This is a genomic window from Streptomyces sp. NPDC043952, assembly GCF_056435325.1.
Window position 1 is genome coordinate 4,984 of record NZ_JBWKES010000066.1, and the last position, 7,189, is coordinate 12,172.

Consider the following 7,189-nt stretch of genomic DNA (forward strand, 5'->3'; position numbering starts at 1 on the left):
TGAAGCAGAAGAAGACACCGCACCCCACCCCCCCCCCCCCCCCCCCCCCCCCCCCCCCCCTCCGCGCCCCCCCCCCCCCCCCCCCCCCCCCCCCCCCCCCGCGTTCCGGCGCCGCGCTCCGGTCAGCCGGTCGCCGCCTCGCGGGCCCGCTTGCACACCCCCGCGAGCGCTTCGCCCGACACGGGCGTGACGACCCCCTCCTCGGTGACGATCGCCGTCACCAGCTCGGGCGGCGTCACATCGAACGCCGGGTTGTACGCCTGCGTCCCCAGCGGCGCCACCGGGATCCCGCCGCCGGGCCCGGTCACCTGCGCCTGCGGCGCCATCACCTCGGTCACCTCGAAGCCTGGACGCTGCTCGACCTCGATGGACGCGCCGTCGGGGGTGTCCGGGTCGATCGTGGTCAGCGGCGCGACCACGATGAACGGCACTCCGTGGTGGCGCGCGAGCACGGCGAGCGGATAACTGCCCACCTTGTTCGCCACCGAGCCGTCCGCCGCGATCCGGTCGGCCCCGGTCAGCACCGCGTCCACCTCGCCCGCCGCGAACAGCGAGCCTGCCGCACTGTCGGTGAGCAGCGTGTACGCCATGCCGTTGCGGGCCGCCTCGTACGCCGTCAGACGCGCGCCCTGGAGCAGCGGACGCGTCTCGCCCACCCACAGCCGCCGCAGCCGCCCCACGCGATGCGCCGCGAGCGCCACCGCGAAGGCCGTGCCCTCACCGCCCGAGACCAGCGCCCCGGTGTTGCAGTGGGTGAGGATCCGGTGCCCGCCACCGGGCAGCAGCTCGTCCAGCAGCGCTAGACCGTGGGCCGCCATCCGGGCGCTGGCCTCGGCGTCCTGCCGGTGCAGCGTCCGCGCCGCGGCCAGCGCCGCCTCGGCCGCCGCGGCCGGGTCGCCGCTGCGGGCCAGCTCGGCCTCGTGCGCGGACCGTGCCCGGCGCACGCCGACGGACAGGTTCACCGCGGTGGGCCGCGCCTCCTCGATGGAGCGCGCCGCTTCGGACACGTCGAAGCCCCGCGCGGCGGCGAGCGCGACGCCGTACGCCCCCGCGATCCCGAGCACCGGCGCCCCGCGCACGGCGAGCGAACGGATCGCCTCCACCAGCGCCGACGCGTCCGTGCACACCAGCTCGACCTCCTCCACGGGAAGCCTCGTCTGATCGAGAAGGACCAGTACGGGACCTTCGGGTGGTTCCTCCCATCGGATCGCCGGTATTCCGGACGGCCGTTCGTCCCCGCCGCTTCGTGCCTGCTGATCAGCCATGCCGTCAGTCTGCCCCGGACACGGCGGGCAACTGAAGACATCGGGCCCGTACCTCGCCCGGACCCGGCTTGACCACGCCATGGCACGATGTGCACCAACCTGCCGCCGCGTCCGCGGAAGGGCACCGAGAAGGAGCTCCGATGACAGACACTCCGGGCTGGGCCTCGCCCGGATCCGACCCGACGCCCGAGGGACGGGAACCCGGCACGTCCGACACCGCCGGCCGGCCCGGAAACAGCTCCGGCGCACCCGCGCCGCAGCCGGGCCCGCAGCCGCAGGGCCCAGGCGCGCAGTGGTCCGGCCAGCAGCCGCCACCCGGCCAGTGGTCCGCGCCCACCGGCGCTCCGGGCCAGGCCCCGCCGCCCGGTCCCGGCTGGGGCGGCCCCGGTCCCGGCACACCCGGCGGCTACGGAGGCCCCCCTGGCCACGGCGGTTACGGCGCCCCCGGCGGTCACGGAGTCTGGGGCGGCGGCTGGGGCGGCCCCCCGCCCGCGGCCAAGCCCGGCGTCATCCCGCTGCGCCCGCTCGGCGTCGGCGAGATCCTCGACGGCGCCGTCTCCACCCTGCGCACCTACTGGCGCACGGTCCTCGGCATATCCCTGGCGCTCGCACTGGTCACGGAGATCACCACGGTCCTCGTCCAGGGCTTCTTCCTGAACGACATGAGCGCCCAGTCCTCCCTCAGCGACCCGGCCGCCACGCCCACCGAGGCGCTTCGCGTCATGGGCGAGTCCTTCCTCAGCTCCATCATCCTGGGCCTGATCACCGTGATCGGCACCCTCATCGCCACCGCGATGCTGACGAGCGTCACCAGCCGCGCGGTCCTCGGCCGGCCGGCCACCCTCGGCGAAGCCTGGCGGGAGACCCGCCCGCAGCTGTGGAAGCTGTTCGGACAGCTGCTCCTGCTGGCCCTCATGGGCATCGGAATCATGCTGGCCGCCTCGGTCCCCGGCATCATCGGCTTCCTGAGCTGCAGCCGGGGCGCCGGAATCGCGCTCCTGGTGCTCGGCTTCCTCGCCGGCATGGTCGTACTCGTGTGGCTGACGGTCCGCTTCTCCCTGGCCGCGCCCGCGCTGATGCTGGAGAAGCAGGGCATCGTGCACTCCCTGCGCCGCTCCACGAAGCTGGTGCAGGGCTCCTGGTGGCGCATCCTCGGCATCCAGCTGCTCGCCGGGCTCATCGTCGCCCTCGTCAGGGTGGTGATCTCGATCCCCTTCACCGTCATCGCCCTGATCGCGGGCAACGACGGCCTGTCCGGGATGCTGGGCCAGAACGGCGGCCACCTCAGCTGGACCTTCCTGGTGATCGTCGGCATCGGCGCGATGATCGGCACCACCGTCACCCTGCCGATCTCCGCCTGCGTCACCGTGTTCCTCTACATCGACCAGCGCATCCGGCGCGAGGGCCTCGACCTCGAACTGGCCCGCGCCGCCGGGGCCCAGGGCGCTCCCAGCGGCGCCCCCGGCCCCGTTCCGGGGAGCTGACCGGGTGTTCTCGACGGGGGGATCGTGCACGGCGCCGGGCCCGCCCGGTGCCGTGGCCACGGTCGTACACGGCCTGCTGCGCGCCTCGGGCACGTCCGTCCTCACGGCCGCCGGGCCGGGCGACGGGCCGCCAGTGACCATTTCGCGCGATCCCGCCCGCGAGGCGGCCCGGCGCGAACTGGCCAAGCGGATGTACCACGAGAACGATCCGGGGCTGTTCGAGCGCGCCCTGAAGGCGTTCTGGAACTGGCTCGACGACCTGTTCGGCAGCGTCGCCGGACCGACCCCCGGCGGCGCGGTCGGCCTGCTGGTCGTGATCCTCTTCGTCCTCGCCGTCCTGGGCGCCCTGTGGTGGCGCCTGGGCACCCCCCGCCGCCGCCCGGCCCGCTCCGCCGCCGTCCTGTTCGACGACGGGCCGCGCAGCGCCGCCGAACATCGCGCGGCCGCCGAGGCGCACGCGGCCCAGGCCCACTGGAGCCAGGCCGTCCAGGAGCGCATGCGCGCCGTCGTCCGCTCCCTGGAGGAGCGCACCGTGCTCGACATCCGGCCGGGCCGCACCGCCGACGAGGCCGCCGCCGAGGCCGGCCGCGCCCTGCCCGCACACACCGGCCGACTGCGCGCCGCCGCGCGGGAGTTCGACGACGTGACATACGGCGGACGCGCCGCGAGCGAGCAGTCGTACCAGCGCCTCGCCGAACTCGACCGCGACCTGGAACGCACCCGGCCCGCCCACACCGACAGCACGGCCGCCACGGCCCACAGCACCAGCCAGGGGGCCGGGTGACCACCGAGGCCGCGCCGCCGATCGCCGCCACCTCCATCGCGCCCACGGCCCGCACGGTGTGGACCAGGACGCGGGGCATCACCCTCGCTCTCGTACTGCTCCTGGTGGCGGGCGTCGCCATCGCCGCCGTACGCTCCACCGAGCGGCACGGCGAGCTGGACCCGCGCTCCGCCGACCCCTACGGCAGCCGCGCCGTCGCCCAGTTGCTGGCGGACCGCGGGGTCACCACGCGCGTGGTCACCACCCTGCGCGCCGCCCGCGCCGCCGCCGGCCCCGACACCACCCTCCTGATCGCCGTCCCCGACCGGCTCAGCAGCGGCCAGCAGAGCGAACTGCACCGGGCGACCGCGTCCTCCGGCGGACGCACCGTCCTCGTCGCCGCGGGCGGCTGGTCCGTCGGCCGGCTCGCCCCCGGAGTCAACGCGGACCCCGCCGACAGCCTCGGCACCACCCTGGCCCCCGACTGCGCCCTGTCCGAGGCCCGACGCGCGGGCACCGCCGACACCGGCGGCGTCCGCTACACCACCACCCGGCTCGACGCCGACTCCTGCTACCCCAGCGCACGGCTCGCCACCCTGCTGCGCGTCCCGGCCGCCTCCGGGGGCGACACCGTCGTGCTCGGCGCGCCCGACATCCTCTACAACAACCGCCTCGACGAGCACGGCAACGCCTCGCTCGCCCTGCAACTCCTCGGCTCCCGCCCCTATCTGGTCTGGTACCTCCCCTCGCTCTCCGACGCCCCCGCCGCCGACAGCGACCGCAAGAGCTTCTTCGACCTGATCCCCTCGGGCTGGCTCTGGGCCACCCTCCAGCTGTTCATCGCGGCCGTACTCGCCGCCGTCTGGCGGGGACGCCGCTTCGGACCCCTGGTGCCCGAACGACTCCCCGTCGCGATCCGTGCCTCCGAGACCGCCGAAGGCCGCGCCCGCCTCTACCGCAAGGCCAACGCCCGCGACCGCGCCGCCGCCGCGCTGCGCTCCGCCGCCCGCGCCCGCCTCGCCCCGCTCGTCGGAGTGCCGGTCGCCCAGGCGCACGCGCCCGAGGCCCTGCTCCCCGCGCTGTCCGCCCATCTCGCCGGCGACGGACAGGATCTGCGCTCCCTGGTCTTCGGGCCGCCGCCCGGCGACGACGCGGCCCTGATCGCTCTCACCGACCAACTCGACGCCCTCGAAAGAGAGGTACGCCGTTCATGATGGATCCGACCACTGACAACGCCGGGCTGACCAAGGCCGCGGGCGACCCCCGCGCCTCCCTGGAGGCCCTGCGCACCGAGATCGCCAAAGCCGTGGTCGGCCAGGACCCCGCCGTGACCGGCCTCGTCGTCGCCCTCCTATGCCGCGGGCATGTCCTGCTCGAAGGCGTCCCCGGAGTCGCCAAGACGCTGCTCGTGCGCGCCCTCGCGTCCGCCCTCGAACTCGACACCAAGCGCGTCCAGTTCACCCCCGATCTGATGCCGAGCGACGTCACCGGCTCTCTCGTCTACGACACCCGCTCCGCCGAGTTCTCCTTCCAGCCCGGCCCGGTCTTCACCAACCTCCTGCTCGCGGACGAGATCAACCGCACCCCGCCCAAGACCCAGTCCTCCCTGCTCGAAGCCATGGAGGAACGCCAGGTCACGGTCGACGGCACGCCCCGCCCGCTTCCCGAGCCGTTCCTCGTCGCGGCCACGCAGAACCCGGTCGAGTACGAGGGCACCTACCCCCTTCCCGAGGCCCAGCTGGACCGGTTCCTGCTCAAGCTGACGATCCCGCTGCCCTCCCGCGAGAACGAGATCGACGTCCTCACCCGCCACGCCTCGGGCTTCGACCCCCGTGATCTGCGCGCCGCGGGCATACGACCCGTCGCCGGCCCCGCCGACCTCGAGGCGGCCCGCGCCGCGGTCTCCGGGACGACCGTCTCCCCCGAGATCACGGCCTATGTCGTCGATATCTGCCGTGCCACCCGCGAATCCCCTTCCCTCACCATGGGCGTGTCCCCCCGTGGGGCCACGGCCCTGCTGTCCACCGCTCGTGCCTGGGCCTGGCTGACCGGCCGGGATTACGTCATCCCGGACGACGTCAAGGCCCTCGCCCTGCCGACCCTGCGCCACCGCGTCCAGCTGCGCCCCGAGGCGGAGATGGAAGGCGTGACAGCCGACTCGGTCATCAACGCCGTCCTCGCCCATGTGCCGGTTCCCCGCTGATGGCGCTCACCGGACGCGCCGCCCTGCTCGCGGCTCTCGGCTCCATCCCGGTCGGCATCCTGGAGCCCGGCTGGACCGGCATCCTCGCGGTCAACGGTCCGCTGGCCCTGGCCTGCGCCTGCGACTTCGCGCTGGCCGCCCCCGTACGACGCCTGATCCTGAGCCGCTCCGGGGACACCACCGCCCGGCTCGGCGAAGGCGCCGATGTCACGCTCACGATCGCCAACCCGTCCCGCCGCACGCTGCGGGCCAGGCTGCGGGACGGCTGGCCGCCCAGCAGCTGGCTGCACGGGACGGAGGTCGAGTCGTCCCGGCACCAGCTGACCGTGCCTCCGGGCGAGCGCAGGCGGGTGACCACCCGTCTGCGTCCCACCCGCCGGGGCGACCGCGAGGCCGACCGTGTGACGATCCGCTCCTACGGCCCCCTCGGGCTGTACTCCCGCCAGGGCGCCCATCGGGTGCCGTGGTCTGTACGGGTTCTGCCCCCGTTCACGAGCCGAAAGCATCTTCCGTCGAAACTCGCTCGATTGCGTGAACTCGACGGTCGTACAAGCGTTTTGACGCGCGGTGAGGGGACGGAATTCGACAGCCTCCGCGAGTACGTCCCCGGCGACGACACCCGTTCGATCGACTGGCGGGCCACCGCCCGGCAGTCCACGGTCGCCGTCCGCACCTGGCGCCCCGAACGCGACCGCCACATCCTTCTTGTCCTGGACACCGGCCGCACCTCGGCCGGCCGGGTGGGCGACGCCCCGCGGCTGGACGCCGCCATGGACGCGGCGCTCCTTCTCGCCGCGCTCGCCTCGCGGGCCGGCGACCGGGTCGACCTGCTCGCCTACGACCGCCGGGCGCGCGCCCTTGTCCAGGGCCGCCCCGCGAACGAGTTGCTGCCCTCTCTCGTCAACGCGATGGCCACACTCGAGCCGGAGCTCGTGGAGACCGACAGCCGGGGCCTGACCTCCATGGTCCTGCGCACGGCGCCCCGGCGTTCCCTGATCGTCCTGCTCACGACCCTGGACGCGGCGCCGGTGGAGCAGGGACTGCTCCCGGTACTCCCTCAGCTCACGCACCGCCATACGGTCCTGGTCGCCGCGGTGGCCGACCCGCACATCGACCGGATGGCGGGGGCCCGAGGCAGCGTGGAGTCGGTGTACGAGGCCGCGGCGGCGGCCCAGGCGCAGAACGAACGGCAGCGCACCGCGGACACGTTGCGCCGGAACGGTGTCACCGTGGTCGACGCGACGCCGGAGAATCTGGCACCGGCGCTGGCGGACGCGTATCTGGCTCTGAAGGCGGCGGGTCGGCTCTGAGGGGGGCGCCGGCTCGCTGTCCTTCGGGTGCATCAGCAGTACCTGCGGAAAATTAGCCCGGAATGCAGGAAACCCCCGCACCAATGGTGCGGGGGTTTCCCGGAATGATTGTTCGGCGGCGTCCTACTCTCCCACAGGGTCCCCCCTGCAGTACCATCGGCGCT

Annotated in this window: 6 protein-coding genes; 5 read left to right on the forward strand and 1 reads right to left on the reverse strand. The window is 74.2% G+C overall.

Annotation, left to right across the window (positions count from 1 at the left end; translation table 11 throughout):
- Positions 1–122: 122 nt before the first annotated feature.
- Positions 123–1,265, reverse strand: a complete 1,143-nt coding sequence (gene mtnA / locus AC069R_RS33885; protein WP_478770533.1) for an S-methyl-5-thioribose-1-phosphate isomerase — start codon at positions 1,263–1,265, stop codon at positions 123–125.
- 140 nt (positions 1,266–1,405) lie between these two features.
- Here mtnA and AC069R_RS33890 point away from each other — a divergent pair, with 140 nt between their 5' ends.
- The 5 genes from AC069R_RS33890 to AC069R_RS33910 are packed head-to-tail and all read left to right on the forward strand — an operon-like array spanning position 1,406 to position 7,025.
- Positions 1,406–2,749 carry a DUF7544 domain-containing protein gene (locus tag AC069R_RS33890; protein WP_478770534.1) on the forward strand — a complete coding sequence of 448 codons (1,344 nt, stop codon included), beginning with the start codon at positions 1,406–1,408 and terminating at the stop codon, positions 2,747–2,749.
- A gap of 52 nt (positions 2,750–2,801) precedes the next feature.
- The gene (locus tag AC069R_RS33895; protein ID WP_478770535.1) at positions 2,802–3,533 is read left to right on the forward strand and encodes a DUF4129 domain-containing protein; all 732 of its coding nucleotides are present in this window, start codon (positions 2,802–2,804) and stop codon (positions 3,531–3,533) included.
- On the forward strand, positions 3,530–4,726 hold the full coding sequence (locus tag AC069R_RS33900; RefSeq protein WP_478770536.1) for a DUF4350 domain-containing protein: 1,197 nt from the start codon (positions 3,530–3,532) through the stop codon (positions 4,724–4,726). The genes AC069R_RS33895 and AC069R_RS33900 overlap by 4 nt, the downstream gene beginning before the upstream one ends.
- Positions 4,723–5,715, forward strand: a complete 993-nt coding sequence (locus tag AC069R_RS33905; RefSeq protein WP_478770537.1) for an AAA family ATPase — start codon at positions 4,723–4,725, stop codon at positions 5,713–5,715. Before AC069R_RS33900 ends, AC069R_RS33905 begins: the two co-directional genes overlap by 4 nt.
- Positions 5,715–7,025 (forward strand): DUF58 domain-containing protein, encoded by a 1,311-nt coding sequence (locus AC069R_RS33910; protein ID WP_478770538.1) that lies wholly within the window; start codon positions 5,715–5,717, stop codon positions 7,023–7,025. The genes AC069R_RS33905 and AC069R_RS33910 overlap by 1 nt, the downstream gene beginning before the upstream one ends.
- The last annotated feature ends 164 nt before the right edge of the window (positions 7,026–7,189 follow it).